This window comes from Lederbergia citri, from assembly GCF_018343625.1.
In the GTDB taxonomy this organism is placed as follows: Bacteria; Bacillota; Bacilli; order Bacillales; family Bacillaceae_C; genus Lederbergia; species Lederbergia citri.
Window position 1 is genome coordinate 243,481 of sequence record NZ_JAGYPG010000001.1, and the last position, 20,310, is coordinate 263,790.

At 34.2% G+C, this 20,310-nt stretch carries 22 protein-coding genes; 18 read left to right on the forward strand and 4 right to left on the reverse strand.

Going from position 1 to position 20,310, the window contains the following annotated elements; genetic code table 11:
* Window positions 1-31: 31 nt before the first annotated feature.
* The gene (locus KHA97_RS01430) at window positions 32-1,564 is read left to right on the forward strand and encodes a serine/threonine-protein kinase (RefSeq protein WP_066290034.1); all 1,533 of its coding nucleotides are present in this window, start codon (window positions 32-34) and stop codon (window positions 1,562-1,564) included.
* Window positions 1,565-2,388: 824 nt separating this feature from the next.
* Here KHA97_RS01430 and KHA97_RS01435 read toward each other — a convergent pair.
* The gene (locus KHA97_RS01435; RefSeq protein WP_233713272.1) at window positions 2,389-2,571 is read right to left on the reverse strand and encodes a DNA integration/recombination/inversion protein; all 183 of its coding nucleotides are present in this window, start codon (window positions 2,569-2,571) and stop codon (window positions 2,389-2,391) included.
* A gap of 155 nt (window positions 2,572-2,726) precedes the next feature.
* Between KHA97_RS01435 and KHA97_RS01440 the strand changes: the two genes are divergently transcribed.
* The gene (locus KHA97_RS01440) at window positions 2,727-2,963 is read left to right on the forward strand and encodes a hypothetical protein (protein ID WP_213122975.1); all 237 of its coding nucleotides are present in this window, start codon (window positions 2,727-2,729) and stop codon (window positions 2,961-2,963) included.
* Between the two features lie 1,143 nt (window positions 2,964-4,106).
* On the opposite strand, the gene KHA97_RS01445 is transcribed toward KHA97_RS01440, so the two are convergent.
* Entirely contained in the window at window positions 4,107-4,469 is a 363-nt protein-coding gene (locus KHA97_RS01445) for a hypothetical protein (protein WP_213122976.1), read from the reverse strand.
* A gap of 195 nt (window positions 4,470-4,664) precedes the next feature.
* Here KHA97_RS01445 and KHA97_RS01450 point away from each other — a divergent pair, with 195 nt between their 5' ends.
* The 3 genes from KHA97_RS01450 (at window position 4,665) to KHA97_RS01460 (ending at window position 7,159) form a co-directional block, all read left to right on the forward strand.
* Window positions 4,665-5,372 carry a hypothetical protein gene (locus KHA97_RS01450; protein WP_213122977.1) on the forward strand — a complete coding sequence of 236 codons (708 nt, stop codon included), beginning with the start codon at window positions 4,665-4,667 and terminating at the stop codon, window positions 5,370-5,372.
* 754 nt (window positions 5,373-6,126) lie between these two features.
* Window positions 6,127-6,378 (forward strand): hypothetical protein, encoded by a 252-nt coding sequence (locus tag KHA97_RS01455; protein ID WP_213122978.1) that lies wholly within the window; start codon window positions 6,127-6,129, stop codon window positions 6,376-6,378.
* Window positions 6,379-6,481: 103 nt separating this feature from the next.
* Entirely contained in the window at window positions 6,482-7,159 is a 678-nt protein-coding gene (locus KHA97_RS01460; RefSeq protein ID WP_213122979.1) for a hypothetical protein, read from the forward strand.
* Between the two features lie 96 nt (window positions 7,160-7,255).
* Here the strand turns inward: KHA97_RS01460 and KHA97_RS01465 are convergent, their stop codons facing one another.
* Window positions 7,256-7,759, reverse strand: coding sequence for a hypothetical protein (locus tag KHA97_RS01465; RefSeq protein ID WP_213122980.1), 504 nt, complete (start codon window positions 7,757-7,759; stop codon window positions 7,256-7,258).
* Between the two features lie 235 nt (window positions 7,760-7,994).
* On the opposite strand from KHA97_RS01465, the gene KHA97_RS01470 reads away from it, so the two are divergent.
* From KHA97_RS01470 to KHA97_RS01495, 6 genes are all read left to right on the forward strand, one after another.
* Window positions 7,995-8,213 carry a hypothetical protein gene (locus KHA97_RS01470; RefSeq protein ID WP_213122981.1) on the forward strand — a complete coding sequence of 73 codons (219 nt, stop codon included), beginning with the start codon at window positions 7,995-7,997 and terminating at the stop codon, window positions 8,211-8,213.
* An 11-nt stretch (window positions 8,214-8,224) separates the two neighbouring features.
* Window positions 8,225-8,836: a hypothetical protein gene (locus KHA97_RS01475; protein ID WP_213122982.1), complete on the forward strand. Its 612-nt coding sequence runs from the start codon at window positions 8,225-8,227 to the stop codon at window positions 8,834-8,836.
* Between the two features lie 153 nt (window positions 8,837-8,989).
* Window positions 8,990-9,505 carry a hypothetical protein gene (locus tag KHA97_RS01480; protein WP_213122983.1) on the forward strand — a complete coding sequence of 172 codons (516 nt, stop codon included), beginning with the start codon at window positions 8,990-8,992 and terminating at the stop codon, window positions 9,503-9,505.
* Between the two features lie 45 nt (window positions 9,506-9,550).
* Window positions 9,551-9,796 carry a hypothetical protein gene (locus KHA97_RS01485; protein ID WP_213122984.1) on the forward strand — a complete coding sequence of 82 codons (246 nt, stop codon included), beginning with the start codon at window positions 9,551-9,553 and terminating at the stop codon, window positions 9,794-9,796.
* 215 nt (window positions 9,797-10,011) lie between these two features.
* On the forward strand, window positions 10,012-11,235 hold the full coding sequence (locus tag KHA97_RS01490; protein ID WP_213122985.1) for an MFS transporter: 1,224 nt from the start codon (window positions 10,012-10,014) through the stop codon (window positions 11,233-11,235).
* Between the two features lie 30 nt (window positions 11,236-11,265).
* Window positions 11,266-11,913: a PadR family transcriptional regulator gene (locus KHA97_RS01495; RefSeq protein ID WP_213122986.1), complete on the forward strand. Its 648-nt coding sequence runs from the start codon at window positions 11,266-11,268 to the stop codon at window positions 11,911-11,913.
* 75 nt (window positions 11,914-11,988) lie between these two features.
* Here KHA97_RS01495 and KHA97_RS01500 read toward each other — a convergent pair whose 3' ends face one another.
* Window positions 11,989-12,231 (reverse strand): hypothetical protein, encoded by a 243-nt coding sequence (locus tag KHA97_RS01500; protein WP_213122987.1) that lies wholly within the window; start codon window positions 12,229-12,231, stop codon window positions 11,989-11,991.
* 296 nt (window positions 12,232-12,527) lie between these two features.
* Here KHA97_RS01500 and KHA97_RS01505 point away from each other — a divergent pair, with 296 nt between their 5' ends.
* From KHA97_RS01505 to KHA97_RS01535, 7 genes are all read left to right on the forward strand, one after another.
* Window positions 12,528-13,829, forward strand: coding sequence for a uracil/xanthine transporter (locus KHA97_RS01505; RefSeq protein ID WP_213122988.1), 1,302 nt, complete (start codon window positions 12,528-12,530; stop codon window positions 13,827-13,829).
* Between the two features lie 19 nt (window positions 13,830-13,848).
* Window positions 13,849-14,601 carry a (S)-benzoin forming benzil reductase gene (locus tag KHA97_RS01510; RefSeq protein WP_213122989.1) on the forward strand — a complete coding sequence of 251 codons (753 nt, stop codon included), beginning with the start codon at window positions 13,849-13,851 and terminating at the stop codon, window positions 14,599-14,601.
* 136 nt (window positions 14,602-14,737) lie between these two features.
* Window positions 14,738-15,748, forward strand: coding sequence for a LacI family DNA-binding transcriptional regulator (locus KHA97_RS01515; RefSeq protein ID WP_213122990.1), 1,011 nt, complete (start codon window positions 14,738-14,740; stop codon window positions 15,746-15,748).
* Between the two features lie 128 nt (window positions 15,749-15,876).
* Complete coding sequence (locus KHA97_RS01520; protein ID WP_213122991.1) at window positions 15,877-17,142, forward strand: ABC transporter substrate-binding protein; 1,266 nt, start codon at window positions 15,877-15,879, stop codon at window positions 17,140-17,142.
* A gap of 67 nt (window positions 17,143-17,209) precedes the next feature.
* On the forward strand, window positions 17,210-18,118 hold the full coding sequence (locus tag KHA97_RS01525; protein WP_213122992.1) for a carbohydrate ABC transporter permease: 909 nt from the start codon (window positions 17,210-17,212) through the stop codon (window positions 18,116-18,118).
* Window positions 18,119-18,133: 15 nt separating this feature from the next.
* A complete protein-coding gene (locus KHA97_RS01530; RefSeq protein WP_213122993.1) occupies window positions 18,134-18,979 on the forward strand; it encodes a carbohydrate ABC transporter permease in 846 nt (281 codons plus the stop codon).
* Between the two features lie 59 nt (window positions 18,980-19,038).
* A complete protein-coding gene (locus KHA97_RS01535) occupies window positions 19,039-19,824 on the forward strand; it encodes a sugar phosphate isomerase/epimerase family protein (protein ID WP_213122994.1) in 786 nt (261 codons plus the stop codon).
* Window positions 19,825-20,310 lie beyond the last annotated feature (486 nt).

Below are 20,310 nucleotides of genomic sequence, written 5' to 3' on the forward strand. Positions count from 1 at the left end.
AATAAATTATACAACCACTGGGGGAAATAGCATGATAATACAGCCAAACTCTATTGTTTACGACGGTGAAGGAAATAGTTTTAGGGTAATAGATTCAATTGGAAATGGAAGTTTCGGTTATGTTTACAATATTGAGAAGGAAACTGATAAAAGTATTTGGGCATTAAAAACTTTGCCTTCAAATTTTCCAAGTAGTGAGCAACTTCAAAGTTTTCAAAATGAAAGCACCATGGCCGTAAAGGTATCGCATGAAAATGCAGTAAATTATATTTTTGTCCATGACGGGAATGATTATCCTCAATTACCACCGTATATTATTATGGATTATGCTAACGGGGGAACGATTCTTAATATTATTAGGAAAGCAATTGAAAAAAATAAATTTTTATCTAATGAAAATCTAAATGATTATTTTCACCAATTAATTAGTGGGATGGAACACATCAATAGTGTCCTAATACATAGAGATATTAAACCTGACAATATTCTTTTAAATAATGGGACCATTAAGATATCTGATTTCGGATTATCAAAAATAGTTCATGACGGAACTAGACAATTGACATTTAAGGGGTTCGGGCATATTAGGTATATGGCCCCTGAAGGATGGAAAAGAGAAAAAAATACAATACAAATGGATATTTACTCAATGGGTATTACCTTTTATGAAATGGCTACTCTACAACACCCATTTAACCTTCCTGCTCATGCAGAGGTACAGGATTGGATAAATGCCCATTCATTTAAGAACCCGCCGTCTCCACAGACGATAAATCCGGCTTTGACAAATACAATGGCACAAGTAATTATGAAAATGATTGAAAAGAGTACGCTAAAAAGGTATAAAACATGGGAAGAAATCAGGAACGACCTTCTTATAGATAATGAGCCATTGACAAAAAATTCATCCATTGTTGAAAATATGGTCAATATACGGTTACAGAGAGACTCTTCAATTCGGGAGGAAGAATTAAAGAAAGAACAAGAAAGGCAAGAGAAAGCCCATTATATAAATACAATACATTTTCAATATGAAAATGAAATTTATCTTCCAATAAATGAATTTATATCTGAATTTAATAAGAAATATACTAGTGGTCAAATTAAAATGACCTCATTTGCTCAGGTAGGATCAAATGATTTCCATACAAAAATTCATCTAGTCTCTGGTAAAACTTTGACCATTCACCTTAAAGCATTGTTTGATGATGATTTTGTACGGGAAGTACCCTCCCAATTCGATCGTTCACGTAAATATAAACAAATTGTAAGACCAGCATTAAGAGATAAAAAGATACTGGCTTGGGGCTATCTTAAGTGCTCAGATAATACAGGCTTTAATATCTTATTATTAGAAAATAAAGATGATTTATATGGTGAATGGGTAACGTTACATAATTCAAATAGTGGATTATCTAGGCAGTCGAGAATTGAGCCATTTCCTTTCGAATTTAATGAACTTGAAAAAGAGATACATCATATTTACGCAATGCATATTTATAATACTGAAGTTCTCCCCATTAATCTTGAAAAATTTTATGAATTTATTGTTTTGCATAATTAATAGGATTCAGAAGTTGTACTCATAAAAATTCGGTGGGATTATGGAGGGGTAAAAGATATAAAAAGGCGTAAAGTGATGAGATTAGGTGGGAAATTGGGACATTAAAATATGCCTGAAACACGGAAAACACAAGGCTTTCCAAGGTTACATGAGATTACTTAAGAAACCGAAACGCTACTTTGACAGGGATGGGGTCGGGGGTTCGAATCCCTCTCGGATCATCATTAAAAGACGCTACTTTAAAGAGTAGCGTCTTTTATTATCTAAAAAAGTAACGATGGTGTATAATTTTACAAAACAGTACAAGGATTCCTTATAAACCTATTAGGTCATCTAATTTTTCAACAGCTTCTTTTTGCATTGTAGGTAAAACGTGACTATAAATATCCAGAGTAGTACCTACCTTACTGCTTAAACGTTCAGAAATAACTTTGGTATTAATCCCTTGTGATAATAGAAGAGTTGCGTGTGTATGTCTAAGTTCATGCAATCTAATTTAAGGTATATTTGCTTTTTCTATGAGTTTATTAAAAACTCTGTTCCTTAGGTTGGAAACAGTTATTGGCGTGCCAGAAAACAAGGTCTTGGTCTTGATAACCACTTACCTTGAATAAGTTTTTCCTCCGCCATTAGAGCTTTGTGAGATTTGAGTACTTAAATAGTCGAATCAGATAATTGAATGGTTCTATTACTTGTTTTTGTTTTAGCACCATTATTTCTCTTTTGCTTTGTGTTAAATTTTGATTTATTGATAGTCTTTTAATTTTTAAAATCCGTCCTACGTAATGCTAATAATTCACCTTTTCTCATTCCTGTCATTAAAGCTAAAAAAAGAACTCAAATAATCTATCCTCTTTTGCATTCTTTAAAAAACGATTTACTTCTTCTTCATTCCATACATTTATTTCTCGTTTATTTTCTTTTGAAAGTGTTGCTTTTTTTGCTACATTTTTCTTTATTAATTCAATATTAAACAGTAATACGTTAGCAAAATACATAGATGTCATTAGAAGGATCGGATAATTGTTACAGGAAAAAATTACCAATAGTTCTCGATTATGTCTATATTTGTCGCGGGGAAAATATATTCATACAGTTAGTCATGGTCTATAATTCTTATTAGAGATATTTTTTCCCAAAAAAGAATAAAGGAGGTGTTTGGATGAAAAAACTTTTGGCTGGTTTGATGCTGTCTGCGTTAATGCTGGCGTTTGGGGGTTCTGCATTTGCTGCTGAAAGTAGTGGTTGTAAGGGTTTTGGTCAAGGAACTGCTCTCTTAGCACAATCCGCAAAAGAAGATGGTGGGAATTTCGGACAAAATATTTCTTCTTTTACACCTGGTACTATTGATGATGGAGTTCATTTTTTCCATTCCTTTCAATGTGAGCGCCCTAAATAGTCACAGCAAGCAATATGAGTGCTGCAAATTTCTATCCACCCAATTTCCAACTTCTCATTTTCTTATCCTCTAATTTGGATAGGGCTTTATAGGTCAGCCTTATATTTCTGCATGCTCAATAGTTGAGTTCAGATTCATATTTTCCAGCATTTCAAAAACACCATGCCCATACTTGGTTATCCCATAGTTTTGCATCATGAAGTTTTCTAACAGCGGGATGACCTGTTATAATTGTATCTGCACATCTTTGTTTCCAAAGACAATTTTTAATGCCACTCATATATATCTATAGCTGTCAGAAGTATCGCCAGCATGAATTTGGTAAAAGTAATTACCCAATAAGCCTGTACTTACTGAGAGATGGTTATTTTTTATGGCATGAAATTGGCATGAAACACTAAATGATTTAAGAACACTAAAGATAAAGCTAGAATACAAAAAAGTTTGCAATTCCTTAATATATAAGGTTTTACAGGCATTATCGTTAACTAGAGATGACAGCAAGTTATTTGTTTTTTCACCTTGACAGGATGGGGCGGGGGTTCGAATCCTCTCAGATCACCCATATTAATGAAGCGTTAATCCTTTATGTAACAAGGGATTGGCGTTTTTCTATTTTTAAAATGATTGTCATTTTATTTTGAATAATTATTCTTGCACTATCTCATTGCTGAAGGCTCTCCACTCCATTGTTTATTTACCTTCTTATTCATCCATTAGGTCCAAAATTTTTTTATCGAATCTGGCGTCCCTTTTTTCTTTGCATTTCCTGATTTGAGTGTATGTAAATATCAACTTTATCCCTATTCTTGCATGTTCAAAACTTACACTACTATTTGAATTAAAGGGAGCAATTGAATGCAACAACAATTATTTGTAATCTTGACGTCCTCTTATTGCGCATGGTGTCAGCTTTGCTGGTACTACCCCTATTACATATCTAATAACATAACTACTCATTTTCGAAAATAAGCAAAGAGCCAAACAAGTATTATCAATAGTTTGGCTCTTCCATTTTTTGTCGTTTATGCAGTTTTATATATATCGTTGAAGAATCCACTTTTTCGGCTTTTGAAGAAGCGCTGATTACCTAAAAAATTGGAGTTTTTATGCAGTCTCTATTTTAACAAAGGATGACAAGAACTATCTAGGATACCCGCCATACCCCATACCTTGGCTAGGGAAACCGCCGTAACCCATACCTTGGCCAGGGAAACCGCCGTAACCCATACCTTGGCCAGGGAAACCGCCGTAACCCATGCCTTGGCCAGGGAAACCGCCGTAACCCATGCCTTGGCCAGGGAAACCGCCGTAACCCATGCCTTGGCCAGGGAAACCGCCATAACCCATGCCTTGGCCAGGGAAACCGCCATAACCCATGCCTTGGCCAGGGAAACCGCCGTAACCCATGCCTTGGCTAGGGAAACCGCCGTAGCCCATACCTTGGCTAGGGAAACCGCTATAGCCCATGCCTTGGCCAGAACTTCCAAAGCTTTGTCTTTCCATTTTTATATCCCTCCTTAATTCCTTCAAAAGTAGTGTATGTGACCATGAACAAAGAGGGATAGGTAATCGCCTATTGTTAATATATTCGAATAAAATAGAAACATACGCCGACAGGTGTTCTCAAAGTTTATGAGAAAGCCTGGCAGGGTAGAGGAGAGCGTAAGGCCATAATCCATAGTTAAGGAGGACGATACGATGGCAAAAGATCTGGAAAAGACAGCAGCAGAACAGGCACCTGGCGAAGCCCGCTTGGAATTGGCTGCAATCGCCATGGCTGGCAACAAGAAATTACATGTGAACGGAAGAGAAGAAAGGGAGACTACTAACTTTATTGATTTAGATTCAGTGAAAGGTATCATCGAGGAATGGCCCGCAACGTCCAAGATGGCTGCAGAAAACACCATTAATTTCTATGGCCCGCCGAATGAAGCAACAGCGAGTTACCTTATCTGGTTTAATAACGGACAGTGGAAACGGACGATCGCATTCCGTGATGAAGTGCCACATGATTTCCCGGAACCGCATACCGATGTGCTCCAACAATTCATTGATTATCATGTGCCTGCTGACAAAGCGGGACTCGTGGCCCAGTTGGAAGGCAGTCTAGTGATCGACCGAACGAAAGGCGAAGTATCGGTCCATTGTGATAATGAAGGTGCAAATACTCTTTCCATCAACATGATGCATGATATCGTGACAGGCAAAAGAACACCGGAAGAAGCAAGGGAGTTTATCAAACAAGAAATCGTGGAGTATATGATGAACCGTCCGGCGACGTATGCAGAGAAATTCCAGTTTGATCTGCCTCAGGGCGAACAGTGGGACGTGGATGTCACCATTGTCAATGATGAGGAACTGATGAAGGCTGTCACCGCTAAGCAGAAAGAACTTGGATTGAATTGAAAGTACGCGTCCAATACTCTCGATTAGCTACTTCCTTGTATATCTAAATATCATGCAAGAAATCCCACCTCACAACTAGGTGGGCATTATTTGACACTTACGTTCCAGAATCTGATCCTTAATGGAATATATGACTAGAATTTTTAAACACCTTTATTGTAAACGTAACAATTTTATTAGTAATATAGCAACTTTATTGTTAATAAACAGATTAGTCTTCATCTGCTACTTGTTAAACCCAAATACTAAATCTTATTTCTCCATAATACCCCTTTACCCATGGATAAGTGCCTTCGCGTAAACTTTCGAATATGGAACCTCTATAATATTTTTGATGAAGATTTCACTAAAATTGATCAGATTTTCTAGGACATTGGAAATAACAATTTCAACTTGCATAAATAATCATCTGAGCCTTGACTTAATGGAATTAATTTATGCAGTATAAAAAAATGGTTTTAGGGAAACTACAGGATGAGGTCGGGTGCTCGAATCCCTCTCGGATCATTAAGTAAAATGACATATTCTTTTTTAGAATGTGTCTTTTTTGTTATTTCTTAATGTAGAATCAGAAAATGCAATTGATTTTTGAAATATATATTTCACTTAAAATGGGCTATTTACATAGACTGAATCTGATATAGATGGGGAAGATTTTCGATATCTGCAACACTGTCTAACATGTCTAAAGGCATTTCATAGCATATTGAAAGGAGGGGGAAAACTGATAAAAACGAAACAAGGTGACTCAGCGATGCAATCTGAAAAAGAAGCGAACGCTTTAAAAGCTAAGATAAAACTAGAAAATTTAAGTGCGGGTACAGTTTCAAATTCATCTGGTATTTTTTGCGGAAAAAATATCCAATTGACTTGGATTTCACATGGAACTATAAATTCTGGATTCGGAACTTTAGGTGGGCTAAATAATAAAGTAAATAAAAATATGAATGTTGTCTTTGATAATGATCTAATCGATACTCCTACCGATGCCAAGCATACTATATAGATCTAGGTATCTATAAAGAATAATTTAATTTAATAAATGAACTCAATTTATCATATTCATAAGGGACGGGTTTTTTGGCAAGGGGTGTGGGAGGGGAGTATCTATGAATGATGAAGAGAAGTTAAAAAAATTACAAAGTCAGGTTGAAAAACTATCTTCACTTCTTGATAAAATGTCAAAGGACGGAGTGGTTTATTTTATAAATATTGAAAAATTGGAATTCCAAGGACCTGTATTGGATGCATTGGAATTTATTTTTGATAAGATAGACGTAAAAGAAGTAAGCGGGGCCTTAAACTTAGGCAATAATTTCGGAGTAAGCGTGGAAGGTAAAAATAACAAAATAAAGCCGTCCGGCTTAAAAGTTAAAGAAAAAAAGAATAATGAGGATGAAAATCCGAAATCAAAAGAAAATTCTAGTAATAACATTAATGTACAAACATATTCTGAGAAGGCAGAAAAAATGGAAAAAAAATTAGAACAAGTTTTTAAGAAAGCCCCTAAACATAAAAAAACGGGAAAAAGGGTAAAAAATGTTTTGAAAGAAAAAGATGCATTGCATCCATCCAAAGAAAAGGAATCTAGTGAAGAAAAAAACATTGCAAAAAATCCTCAAACTACTTCCTTGTCAGAAGAAATTTTCGCCAGCTCCGAATCAGTGCTTAAACCTGAGCAATCTCTAGCTATTTCTAAAAAAGTTTCTGATAAGGATAATATTCCAAAAATTACAATTAACCACAATACCGTTTTAGAGACTGATTCAGCAAGAAAAAAGAAATAAATAAATAGTCATATATAATTCTAATTCAGATTAAACGAGATGGCATAACTATATGAATTGAATAGTTATGCCGAAAATGAGAACCTATCATATAAATTATATAATCTCGAATTCACTATAATCTTCGGGACTTTTTTTCAGCATTTGGATTTCCAATATTCCATCTAACATAGTTAACTTTGTTTTCTTTGGTGAAACTTGCTTTGGTAAAGAGATAGAGAGTGATGGTTTTTCTCTTCCCTCTTCAATTAGTAAAAGTTCATAGCTATTTAACAATATTTTTCTTCTTGTATATGGATCTGTATTTGAAAATTGAATTCTTACAATTAAAAATTCATGCATTTCAAAAACATGATAATTCATTTCTTTACTTTGGTTGTTCGATGAAGAAAATGTATGATCTCCTGGCTGTTGTTGAAAGGTAAGATCCGATGGATTATTTTGCATTTCCCCATTTCCTTGAAGCCAATTCATATTATTAGGGAGCGCATTTTTTATTTGTTCAGATATATAATTTGTAAAAGCATCATTATTAAATGGATTGGTCATCCCTTTAGCCCCAAAATTACGGCTGAAAAATTCCTCTAACATTTTGTCCACGGTATATCCCCCTAGTTCTAACATGCTCATCACTTTATTTTATTCATTTTATTTTATTGGGTTCCAATGAATAATGTAATCTGTCATTGTTATCGATTCACTTCTTCCCTTGTAAGGGATTCAATTTGCATGTACACAAACATTAAGAGTAATTCATTTTCATAGATTAAATATTTGAGAATATATTTATCTATAATTAGTTTGTTACTCCTTTTATGATTAGGAGGAAGCTGAATTGAAGATTAACTTAAAGAATTTAAATGTAGGAAATATAAACCATTCTTCGGGTGTATTTTCTGGAGAAAATTTACAAGTTGGTTGGACGTGTTATAAAAATATAAATGAAGGTTTTGGATCAATGTTAGGTAATTACAACAACTCATCAAAAAATAGACATGTTGTACAAAAAATGGAATATAAGAATCAAAAAATGGACCTGGAAGAACAAAAATAGGGGGGGCATACATGGCTAACAGCTTATCTCCCAATTTTTTTATCAAGAACTTTACTATACATGTTGTCGAAAGTGCTTCATGTGTAAATATTGGGAGCAATCACCCAACAGGTTTTACGAGTTTCAAAAAACATAATCAAGGGTTTGGCTCTGTCAATGGGAGTCATAATACACTTGATGGAATAAAAACTTTATTAAGTGACAAATCACTTTTTGATATGTTCCATAATACGGACGATGAAGACGCAATATGGATTAATGAGATAAAGGATTTGGTTTTTTCCAAAGTAGACGCTTATTTGGAAACTGCAGATGTTGTTGAGGAAGAGGGGGACGATGCTTTTATAAATATTGATGATGAATTGGAATTTATTGATGAACTTGAAAAGATAGGCATGTATGACGACGAGGAAATAGATAACATCGAATACGAAGAAGAAAACGAACATAATGATGAAGAAAATGAGGATATGCGTGAAATGACAGAGGAAGATTTTACAAGCGTTATTAATGATTTAGTTTCTAGAGTTTTAAAGGAAATCATGCCCAAAGTTAATGTTGGAGTTGCACAAACAGAGAACCTCTCAGAACAACAAATATCAAACAATAATCTAAAAAGCTGAAGGATAAATGTGCTGGTTCAACGCAATTCTTGAAAATAATGAACGATGAAGATACTTCATTCATACTTTGTTATTAAGAGAACGGGATAATTATTTTACGTTACTAGTCCCAAAGGTCGTAATAATAAATAGGATTTAGACAGGGGGCTAATGATGAGTAATAATTTTATCATAAATGGAATAACTGTTCAAAGTGTTGACACGACTTCAGGTATTTTTATTGGAATAAATAATGTAAATAATTGGTCATCATTTTCAAAAAATAACAATGGGTTTGGTTCTTTAAATTCTTCGCAGGCTTATCGAAATGTTAATGTAGTATTTGATAATGATTTAGTTGATTTTCCTGTAGAAAAAAATTTTTTAAAACATTTACATGCCAATAAAGAAGTAAAAAATGATGAAATATGTGAAATCGATACTGGGAAAAATGATACTGTAGGACCTGTGAAAAAAAGGCGAGAAATAGGCAAAATAGACGTTGAACAAATAAACGTAAATTCTTTATTTACAAATGCTGCTATTTCAATTGGGGAGAACATATTAAACTATTGGAGTTCACATGGAAAACATAATGAGTCCAATGGGAAGGCTACAGGTTTGACACAGTATAAGTTAAATACAAATATCATTATTGATAATGATGTTGTTGATGCAATTTTTAAATGAAATCGGCAATATTGGCTAAAAAATTTGGGAACTGGGGTGTTTTTCTTGGCTATTCCTGTAGCAGTTGGAGCAGTTAATATAGGTATGCTAAACACTAATAGCGCCGTTTCATTTGGTCAAAACCAGCTAGCTGGTTGGTCATCCCATAGAAAAACGAATAACGGAGCGGGTAACCAGGCTGGACTTTTTTCAAATATCAATAATTTAACTGTTATTATTGACAATGATCTAATTGATGGACAAATAAATGATCCAGATATTATACCTGGACCTCAAGCTCAAGCCCTTTAAAAATAACTTGTAAATATGTATTATTTCGGAGAAATGGGGTTAATCAACTGACACAATCATTTATTGGATTGTGTTTTTTTAGTTTTATCATGGAAATCTGAAAAAGGAATTTTTTCGGCATCTTATATATAAAAAATTATATATAAATATTTACATATAAAAAACAAAGAGTTACACTATAAGTAACGAATATATCCTGAGAGGAAGTTGTTATTTTGTTACTTAAAGAAAATAGTGCGTTTCGAAATTTATTTGTCGGAAGAGTTCTTTGTATATTTGCAGATTCAGTTCTATTTTTTTCCTTGTTAAAATGGTTAGAGATTCATTCTACGTCCAGTAACGATTTTACACTGTTTTATATTGCTTTTTATCTCCCCGTTTTTCTTTTTGCCTTACCGATTGGTGCATGGATCAATAATAAAACATTACAAAAAGTTATGCTGTATTCAAATTTAGTGCAAATTATTCTGATGATTCTCTTCTTATTATTTATTCCACATTTATCATATAAGATGGCTTATCTCTTATTGATTGCAATAAGTATTTTAGGATTATTTTTTTTACCTGCTAATCAAGCACTTTTACCATATATTGTAGGAAATGAGGATCGTCCAAAGGCTAATAGTTTATTGCAGCTAGGATATACTGCTGTAAAAATACTTGGACAAATATTTACTGCTTCTATGATAAAAGCTTCATTTGCACCAACATCATTAGTAATCGTCTCTATAGGATTTGTTTTTATTTCATTACTTTTTATAAAAAATATAAAACCGATGGTAAAGATGGAGCAAAATGAAAAACAAAAACAATGGAAATTAATAATGGAAGGCGTACAGTATATTGTTAATCAACCTCAATTAAAGGCATTATTTCTTTTCTTAGCACTGGCCATGTTGTTTGCTATGTCGGTTGATTTAATCTTAATTTCATTTTTGAGTGATATACTAAAAGTTGGAGTTGAAAATTTAAGTTTTATTGGAACGGCGTCGGTGCTTGGGATAGCAATTGGGGCTATTATTGTTCCTAAAATTTATAAAAAAACTGAAAGAAAATGGCTTATGATTCCACCATTATTTGCATTAAGCTTTAGCGTAGGCAGTCTTTATTTTATTACAAACTGGGTTTTAATTCTTCCATTTTTCTTTCTCCAGGGAATTGCGCTAGGTTGTTTTAATGTAACATTCATTACATATTTGCAAGATGTTATTTCAAGTGAAAATTATACGAGGACCTTTAGTTTGTACAATATGATAACTAGTTCAATGGCATTGCCGGGAATAATCTTGGCGGGTCTATTATTAAATAAAATCAGTGTTTTACAAACTATCTTAGTTATCTCGTTAATCTTATTTATAATAGGGATTTTAGGAATCTATTTTACTCCTAAGCTGGGTAAGGGTCAGGAAGAAGGGATAAATCTTAATGAAGCCGTGTGAGAATAGACAGAAGTTGAAAGGATGAAGGTTATGTCATTGCGTTTTGGAATACTTGGATTGTTGAGCGAGTGGGAAGCTAGTGGATATGACATTAAGAAGGAATTCGATGATCTCATGAGTATTTTCTGGCATTCTCATTTATCACAAATCTATCCAGAATTAAATAAGCTTGAAAAAGAAAAGTTAATTAATAGCAAATATATTGCCCAGGAAGGAAAACCAGATAAAAAAATATATACAATTACTGAAAAAGGTAAAGAAGAGCTGATGAATTGGTTATTAGCTCCTATTGAAGCTCCGAAACTTAAAGATGCTTTCCTAATGGAAACATTCTTTATGGACAATATTCCAGTTGACGAAGTATTATTCAAACTTAATATGTATAAAAAAGAGCGAACACAAAGATTAGAAAAGATGAAGAAAATTATGTCAGAAAGATTGAAAAGCATAAAAGAAAGGAATGTGATGAAAGCAAGGATTTTAATGAGCTCTGTAGTTTTAAAACGGGGATACGAACAAGAATTACAATATATTAAATGGTGTGAGGAGACAATTCAATTAGTAAAGTCGTGCAGCAATTTATGGGAAAAGAAAGAAGGTAGAAGTTCAACGATTCTACCATTTACAAATTTTGAGGTAATTTTCATGCGATATTTTGCTGATATTTTAGAGGAATAAGAAGAATTTTGTTAACTAGAATTACTTTTTAGGGTAATGGAAAAAGGGCAGTCACTAAAAGTGCTGCCCTTAATCTCACCAAAAAAAGAAATCAAAGAATCCAAAGCCGAAAGGAACAAAGAATTGTGCTCCGAAAAATGCACCACCTCCGAAAAACCCTAAACCATATCCTCCAAAAGGATTAGAGCTTATTTCAGAAATCTCTAAACCATCATCTCTAACCTTTACGATTTTTCCTATACTCCACTTACCGTCTTCATTTCGAAATCGGATCAACTGACCTTCATAAAGGTGTAGTTTTTCATGAAGATTTTCCAAAATGGAAAACGTCCTCTCATAAGAGAACTGATAAATGTTATGAAAGGAATACAATTATTGCAAGGACTGCTAACTAAATTCTTGTCCCAACATTAGTAATCTGATAACTAAAATCAGGTGTTTTCTATTAAAAAAATACCTTCATTTTATTCTGTTAAATTTTTTTACAGTAAATTTATGTAAAATACATTTTTTACTAAAATCAGTTCATACATTTTAAGTCCTACCGTAATAAATGATAAAATGTAAAATACGATGTTACATCAGCGATGAACATGAAGGAAAGAGGGGAATCAATGCGTAAATTATCTTCATTAACAACCATGTTCGCTTCCTTACAATGGTTATTTTTTATTTTTGCCAATATCGTTGTCGTTCCTGTATCTATAGGCTTTGCCTTTGAGCTTACGTCTGCGGATATTGCTTCCATTCTTAGAACGTCGTTAATTGTAACAGGAATAGCGTGTATGTTGCAGGGGCTTTGGGGACATCGCTATCCCTTGATGGAAGGACCGTCTGGTGTTATTTGGGGAATGCTTTTGAATTTAAGCTTATCTGCTCCAGTTCTCGGGTTAAGTTTAACAGAAGTAGGTGGAGGAATTGCGACTGGAATGCTGCTAGCTGGCGCAGCAACCCTTCTTATTGTTGCTTTTAAACTCATTCCATTTATTCAAAAGGTATTCAGTCCGATGGTATTAAGTGTTTATTTATTCCTGCTTACTTTTCAACTTGTATTTGTATTTTTTAAAGGAATGTTGAAGGTAAATCATGACGGAACATTGAATTTGCCTATCACTTTATTTTCTTTTTGTGTTGCGATAATAGTGGCCCTTATAAAAGTAAAAGGAAATAAAACGGTTGGAAATTTTTCAATATTAATAGGAATGATTGGCGGTTGGATTTTGTATAGTTTGCTTTTCCCGACTGAGCAACAGGTAAACTCAGGGACTACTCATCTTTTTACCTTATTTCCTCTAGGGAAGCCCAATTTAGAAATTGGAATTATTGCGATAACATTTTTAGGCTGTCTAATCAACTTAATTAATACCATTACCTCTATACAAGCTGCATCTAAGTTAATGAATGAAAAGCCGAAAATGAGCCAATATCGTAATTCTTATATTTTGACGGGTCTATACACTTTTGCGGCATCGTTATTTGGACTTGTTTCGTACGCACCATTTGCATCATCAATCGGCTTTTTGGAGAGTACTCAAATTTTTAAAAAGAAGCCTTTTATTATTGGTGGAGCACTTATTTCTTTGCTTGGAATTCTTCCGTATTTTTCTTCATTACTTGCGACATTGCCTATCACTGTAGGAAATGCGGTCCTTTTTGTAGCGTATCTTCAGTTGTTTGGAACGTCTTTAAAAAGTTTAGGAGGATATTCATTTAACTCAATTACAATTCATCGAATTGCGGCACCTGTCCTTATTGGCGTATGTTTGATGACGGTGGGTACAGAACTTTTCAGTAATTTTCCAGCGGTAATTCAACCTCTTATCAGCAATGGATTTATTATGGGAGTACTTATATCTATTTTTCTTGAAGGTGTTATCAATTGGGATACTGTAGGGTTAGAGAAATCAGCAGAATAATTAATCGGGAGAGATCAACATGCATGTGTTTTTTGTTACTGGTGCTTCAAAAGGAATCGGCTTTGCGCTATGTAAGGAATTACTGCAAGAGAACCACTTAATTGTGTGTGTAGCAAGAACGAAAAATAAGGAACTTTTGCAAATGGCAAAAGAAAGTAACTGTAAGTTGGATTTTCTTGAATATGACTTGGCGATGAGTGACGGTATAGAGGAAATAATGAAAAAAATGATCCGTCTTATCCCAGATCAGCCTCAATCCGTTACGTTGGTTAATAATGCAGGGGTCATCGATCCGATTGGACCTACTGAAAATAACTACCCTGAAGCCATCATTAAAAGCATAGCGGTGAATTTAACGGCTCCAATGGTATTAACCTCCGCATTTATCAAACAATTACATAACAATTCGATTCCTAAGAAAGTAATCAATATTTCTTCGGGAGCAGGACGTCATCCATATTCCGGATGGAGCAGTTATTGTGCAGGTAAAGCAGGTCTTGATCATTATACTAGAGTAGTTTACGAGGAACAAAAAAGGGTACCAAATGGAGTTAATGTCATTTCCGTAGCCCCTGGAATTATCGATACAGGTATGCAGGAGAGAATTCGCCAAAGTGATAAACAGGATTTTGAGTTGATTGAACGGTTTATAGAGTATAAAAAGGAAGGTATGCTAAGTTCACCGGAGAATACAGCTAAGAAGCTGATTAAAATGATTCAAAGTGATGATTTTAATAAACTTGATCCAGTAGTGGACTTAAGAGATTTTTAACACTAATTACGATATATTTTGTGAGCTCCTAAGCAATGTTTATTGAATAGGAGCTCTTTTTTTATGATTTAATATATTGCAATCGTTTTCATTTTGTTGTAAAGTTTATTTACCGAAACGTTTTGGGGGAAGTTAATTGACTACTATAAAAGATATAGCAAAAGTTGCCGGTGTATCCGTAACAACTGTCTCGAGGGCATTGAACGGATATTCGGATGTAAGTGAAAAAACAAGAAAAAAAATAGAACTTATTGCAAAGGAATTGAACTATAGTCCAAATACCCTTGCACGTAGTTTAGTGATGAACAAATCGAAAACGATAGGTCTTCTTATTTCCGGAATCCATAAAGGGATGATTAAAGATGATTTTATGGTGGAAATTCTAGCAGGAATTGATGATTATGTAGCTTATACAGACTACGACCTTATACTGTTTAGCACAAATTCTACTAAACAACGAGAAAAAACATATTCTCAACTAATCCGAGAAAGAAAAGTAGATGGGGTAATACTACAGGGAATGAAAACAGAAGATCCATATTTAAAAGAAGTCGTTGAAAGCGATATCCCGTGTGTATTGATTGATATTCCCATTAAATCCTCAACCGTAGGATATGTAACAACTGATAATGTTCTGGGAGCTAAAAAGGCTACAGAATATCTAATTGGCCTAGGACATAAAAATATCGCGATGATGAATGGGCATAATTTTGCTTTTGTAAGCCAATCAAGACTTGAAGGGTATTTAGAAGCACTGAACGAAGCAGATATTGCTGTTAATTGGGAATGGATTGTTAACGGAGAGTTTGAGGAGAGTGTGGCGGAGAGAGTTGCTACATATTTATTAACAAAAAACCCTGAAATTACAGCTATATTTTGTGCTAGTGATCTAATGGCTTTTGGGACTATGAAAGCGGCAAAAAATCTTGGAATTAGTGTTCCTGATGAGCTTTCTATTATTGGATTTGACGATATATTATTAGCTTCCTATGTAACACCACCACTAACCACAATCGCGCAAGATAAATTTGAGATGGGTTATCAAGCTGCTAAGCTTTTATTGGAAATGTTGGAAAATAGAGAAGGAGTACATGGGATTTATCTAGATACAGAGTTAAAAGTAAGAGAATCAACTAAGAGTAGATAGATTACTAAGTATGTATAAACGGTAACGGAATACTGTATTAAAAATCCGAAACGTTTTGGAGGGGGTGGTCGACTTTAATATTTAGTGTTCATATTGATATTAAAAATAAAACGAGGGGGAATTTATTAATGAATTTGAAAAGAACGATATTAATGGTTTTATCTTTGGTTGCATTATCGATTATTATGATTGGTTGTTCAAAAAATCCAACATCCAATTCATCTAATTCTTCAAAAAATGAAGGTAATAAAGCTGTTGAAGTGAGAGTCGGTTATCCTGCAGGAGATGTTGCTGCTGGGAAGTTCATGGAGGAATTGATTGATGAATTTAATAATGATCATGAAGATATAAAGATTAAGGGAGAGCCTATTTCTGGTGATTATAATGATTCGATAAAAACTCAAATGGCTTCTAACACTGAACCAGATATTATATCGCTTGATCCACAACTTTTTCCGAGTATGGTAGATGCGAATAAATTGTTGCCTCTGGATGATTTTATGGGTGACTATGACCTTGATGATTTTGAAGAAAATCTACTTCAGGCAACTACATATCAGGATCAATTATATGGATTGCCGATTGACTACAATACATTAGCTCTTTTCTATAATGAAACAATGTTAGAAGAAGCTGGAGTTCAGGTTCCTAAAACTTGGGAAGAACTTGTAGAGGCAGCAACAAAATTGACTAGTGACAATGTTAAAGGTTTAGTGCTTCAAAATGAATTGCCACGTTTCCAGCCTTTATTTTATTCCAATGGTGGTTCAATGATGGATGGCGATAAACCAAAAGTTAACTCGAAAGAAAATGTAGAAGCGCTTGAGTATTGGATTTCATTATTTAAAAAAGGAATTGCATCTACTCCAGCAGATTTAGGGGTAGGCTGGGATGGAGACGCTTTTGCCCAAGGGTTAGCAGCTATGACAATTGAAGGAAACTGGATGTCTGGATATATTGAAGAATTAGATCCTAATTTAAAATATGGAATTGCCCAAATTCCAATGAGTAAAGAATATGCAAGTATGGCATTTACAGGTAGTTTTTCTGTTTCGAATAGTACAAAAAATAAAGAAGCAGCTACAGAGTTCCTAAAGTTTATAGCGAGTGAAAGAGGGATATTGGCTAAGGTTGAACAAGGAAATGGCGGAGTCATACCGGCAAGAAAATCTTTAAAAGATGGATTTTTAGAAAAGTATCCTGTTAAACAAGCATTTATTGATGCAGTTCAGGAATCTTCTGCATTTTCGTACGGGATGATTAGTCCAGTTGTCATTAAAGCAATGAACGATGCAGCAGAGAGTTTACTATTAGATGATAAAGCAGATACTCAAACTGTTTTAGATGAAGTGCAAAAAGAACTGGACGCTGAACTCGAAAAGATAGGGCAGTAAGAAAGAGAAATAAAATAGAGGAAACTTATGAATGTTTCCTCTATTTTATTACAAAGAGGATGGTAAAATGAGTCGAAAATACCCAAAAGTTATAAGTCATAAAAGAAAACAAGAGATAATGGCTGCTTATATATTAATTACTCCTGCTGTTTTTTATTTACTAGTATTCTTAATTGGACCTATTTTATATGCATTTATATTAAGCTTTCAAGACCATAATCTATTAAAACCAGAACAAGCAAAATTTATAGGTTTAAAAAATTATTTTAATTTGTTTGAAGATCCAGTCTTTAGAAAGGCTTTATATAATACATTTAAGTTCTCTTTTTACGTTGTTCCGCTCCAAACAGTATTATCATTATTATTAGCTGTTGTGGCTAATCAAAATATTAAAGGAAGAACCTTCTTTAGGGTCTCCTATTACTTGCCTTCTATTACTTCCATGGTGGCAATTTCAGCAATATTCATGTTTCTATTTAACCGAAATGGAATTGCTAATAAATTTTTGTCAATATTTGGCTTTGATCCTGTAAGCTGGTTCGCAGATCCCCATTATGCCCTATATCTCATTATCATATTGTCCGTTTGGGCGGGTGTAGGCGTAAATATGCTTATATACTTAGCAGGGCTTCAGGATATACCTACTTCTGTTTATGAATCATCAAGGATTGATGGTGCTTCAGCCATTCAGCAATTTTTTTATATAACCGTTCCACTTTTAAAGGAAAAAACATTTTTTGTTGTAATAATTGGGTTAATTGGAACTTTGCAAATCTTTGACCAAGCGTATATTATATCTCGAGGTTCAGGTGGTCCATTAAATTCGACTATGACGGTTGTTTTGTATTTATATAATAAAGCTTTCGGAGAGAATCAGGCTGGATATGCTTCGGCTGCTGCTTTTGTATTGTTTATATTAATTTTCACATTAACCGTTTTACAGAAAAAGTTTTTTGATGAAGGTACGCCAAGATAAAAAGGAGTATTATTTATGCTTAGTGATTTAAATAATAAGACCAAACTTAAAATCTCTTATGCGAAGGCTATATTTTATACGATTACGATTGGATATGCATTAATCTCCATATTTCCTTTCATTTGGTCATTTTATGCATCTTTGAGACCAGCGGGTGACGTTTTTAAATTTACGTTAGATTTTTCTAATTTAAGCTTTAATAATTATATAGAAATGGCACAAAGCCATCCTATTTGGAAATGGTATATAAATAGTATTATTGTTGCAGTAGTTGTTACGGTTGGAAATGTTTATATTAACGCAATGGCAGGGTATGCCTTGGCAAGAATTGATTTCCCTGGGAAAAATATATTATTCCTTACCATAATTGGTATTATGATGATTCCAGGGCAAGTAACAATGATACCGACATTTATGCTGCTGACGAAATTAGGTTTAGTCAACACATTAGCCGGTTTATCAATTCCATTTTTATTTTCAAGTTTCAATACCTTTTTAATGAGGCAATTTTTTTTAGCAATTCCAACTTCAATTGAAGAAGCAGCAGAAATAGACGGATTATCAAGAATTAAAATATTCTTTAAAATTGCTATGCCATTAGCAAAAGCTCCTATATTAACATTAATTATTCTAACTTTTATGGGAAACTGGAATAGTTTCTTATGGCCAAGCCTACTTTCATCAAGTCAAGATATTTATACTTTACCTGTAGGTCTTTCTACATTATCAAATCAGTATTACTCATTCCCTCACCAAGTAATGGCTGGCGCTATGTTTTTAACGATTCCAATGATTATTGTTTATTTTATCTTCCAAAGACAATTTATGGATGGTTTTGCAAATACAGGTAATAAAGAATGATGTGATAATAAAACTCTTAACTCAGATATTATTTAACAAAATGAAAAGGTGGCGTTTTTATGAAAATTGGATTGCTGGGATTACCAATAGAAGAAACTTTTAAGAAAGCTAGCGAAAAGGGATTGGAATTTGTAGAGTTTAGTATAAATGTAGAGAGTGATGTTGATCATTTTTTGAATGAACTCCCAAAAATAGCCGATTGGATGCAAAAGTACAATGTTGGAGTTCAGTCTATTGGCAGATGGGGTTCAGATCGAATTGATCCTGTAGGTAAAATAATCGAAGGAGAATTACAAAAATCATATCAATTGATTGATGCTGCTCAGAAGTTAAATTGTGAAAATTTTGTTTGTGGATGTAATTATCGTAAAGAAATTTCTTATTATGAAAATGTTAATGCCGCAATTGCATATTTTTCAAAGCTTATCGCATATGGGAAAGAGAAGGGAGTAAAGATCTCTACATATAATTGTGATTGGAATAATTTTGTAGATAATGAAATGGCTTGGACTATTATTCACGGTTATTTACCAGAATTAAGAATCAAGTTTGACCCATCACATTCTCGATACGGAGGTCGCGACTACTTAAAAGAGATGAGAGATTGGGGACATCGTTTTAACCATGTTCATATTAAAGGGTCTGTTATTATAGACGGAAAAAGATTTGACGATCCACCAGCAGGTTTAGATCAAACAGACTGGAATACTTTTATGGCTATTCTCTATGCTAAAGGATACGAAGGAGGATTAAGCATTGAGCCGCACTCTCATGTTTGGGAAGGAGAGCTAGGAGAAAAGGGAATAGACTTTACTGTAGAATTTTTAAAAAGATTAGTCATCTAATCTATCAAACTATTGAATTTATTTTATTTGGTTAAAGATTAATAAAAATCACACTCAATAATAATTCAAGTGAGGAAAAATATGTAGTTTTTCTCCATTAAAAAGCACATAATTGATATTGGCACAATGTTGATTGTAGCGGAAGGTGTGAGACTCCTGGTCGGCTAAAGGTGGCCACGTCCTGTGGCCAACGCCGACACTAGGACGTCCTGTCCGTCGCGGGAATACGGGGCAGGGGAAATCCCTCAGATTAGAAAAGCGGAGGCGACTGTTCAGCGTCGTACGAACGGGAGACTTTCCCGCACTGAGATAAAGGAAACACGGTGAGGAACGAACCGATGTTGACTTATCTTAGGGGAGGGAAGGACTCGTTCGTTAGACGCTAGGAGCCGGAGCTAGACAACGCGCTAAGGCGCCGAGGAAGCTCCCCATACCGCCCGCGGAAAGCGAACACCTGTAGCGGAAATCAACAGTCCGGATTAGCAG

Bases quoted from the DNA above. Each gene is read 5' to 3' on its own strand.
- KHA97_RS01455 (WP_213122978.1), top strand. From the start codon at position 6,127: ATGCAATCTGAAAAAGAAGCGAACGCTTTAAAAGCTAAGATAAAACTA.
- KHA97_RS01435 (WP_233713272.1), bottom strand. From the start codon at position 2,571: ATGACATCTATGTATTTTGCTAACGTATTACTGTTTAATATTGAATTA.
- KHA97_RS01505 (WP_213122988.1), top strand. From the start codon at position 12,528: ATGCGTAAATTATCTTCATTAACAACCATGTTCGCTTCCTTACAATGG.
- KHA97_RS01495 (WP_213122986.1), top strand. From the start codon at position 11,266: ATGTCATTGCGTTTTGGAATACTTGGATTGTTGAGCGAGTGGGAAGCT.
- KHA97_RS01535 (WP_213122994.1), top strand. From the start codon at position 19,039: ATGAAAATTGGATTGCTGGGATTACCAATAGAAGAAACTTTTAAGAAA.
- KHA97_RS01460 (WP_213122979.1), top strand. From the start codon at position 6,482: ATGAATGATGAAGAGAAGTTAAAAAAATTACAAAGTCAGGTTGAAAAA.
- KHA97_RS01525 (WP_213122992.1), top strand. From the start codon at position 17,210: ATGAGTCGAAAATACCCAAAAGTTATAAGTCATAAAAGAAAACAAGAG.
- KHA97_RS01510 (WP_213122989.1), top strand. From the start codon at position 13,849: ATGCATGTGTTTTTTGTTACTGGTGCTTCAAAAGGAATCGGCTTTGCG.
- KHA97_RS01440 (WP_213122975.1), top strand. From the start codon at position 2,727: ATGAAAAAACTTTTGGCTGGTTTGATGCTGTCTGCGTTAATGCTGGCG.
- KHA97_RS01480 (WP_213122983.1), top strand. From the start codon at position 8,990: ATGAGTAATAATTTTATCATAAATGGAATAACTGTTCAAAGTGTTGAC.
- KHA97_RS01475 (WP_213122982.1), top strand. From the start codon at position 8,225: ATGGCTAACAGCTTATCTCCCAATTTTTTTATCAAGAACTTTACTATA.
- KHA97_RS01430 (WP_066290034.1), top strand. From the start codon at position 32: ATGATAATACAGCCAAACTCTATTGTTTACGACGGTGAAGGAAATAGT.
- KHA97_RS01445 (WP_213122976.1), bottom strand. From the start codon at position 4,469: ATGGAAAGACAAAGCTTTGGAAGTTCTGGCCAAGGCATGGGCTATAGC.
- KHA97_RS01450 (WP_213122977.1), top strand. From the start codon at position 4,665: ATGGCAAAAGATCTGGAAAAGACAGCAGCAGAACAGGCACCTGGCGAA.
- KHA97_RS01530 (WP_213122993.1), top strand. From the start codon at position 18,134: ATGCTTAGTGATTTAAATAATAAGACCAAACTTAAAATCTCTTATGCG.
- KHA97_RS01520 (WP_213122991.1), top strand. From the start codon at position 15,877: ATGAATTTGAAAAGAACGATATTAATGGTTTTATCTTTGGTTGCATTA.